We start from the raw sequence: 331 nt of genomic DNA, 5'->3' as shown, positions 1-331 counted from the left end.
CAGTTATTCTGCTGGGTGATACGACAGATCATGGCGGTAAGGTGATTACCGCTATTGATGACTATACTCACAAGGGTATTCCTGTAGCAGGTAAAGAAGATTTGGTGGAGTGCCCTCAATGCAAAGGTGTATTTCCTATTATTCAGGGGGCTGACTCTTTAAAATATAAAGGAAAATCGATTGCGCTTGAAGGAATGCAAACCGCTTGTGGGGCAAAATTAATTGCCAGTCAGCATAAGTTCACTCTTGCCAGTTAATGTGAATTTAATTCGGAGCATTTGAATTCCCGGTCAGGAGCTGAAATAGCAGTTTAAAGATATTCTTTGTATTG

1 protein-coding gene is annotated in these 331 nt (G+C 40.8%); it reads left to right on the top strand.

What is annotated here, in order from left to right:
• A partial coding sequence (locus tag AM629_RS21625; protein WP_072161982.1) for a PAAR domain-containing protein occupies positions 1-257 on the top strand: 257 nt, incomplete at its 5' end.
• Between the last annotated feature and the right edge of the window lie 74 nt (positions 258-331).

It is taken from the genome of Photorhabdus heterorhabditis, assembly GCF_001280945.1.
Taxonomy (GTDB): Bacteria; Pseudomonadota; Gammaproteobacteria; order Enterobacterales; family Enterobacteriaceae; genus Photorhabdus; species Photorhabdus heterorhabditis.
Note: the sequence above shows the minus strand (reverse complement) of the source record. Positions and strands in the feature narration are given on the sequence as shown.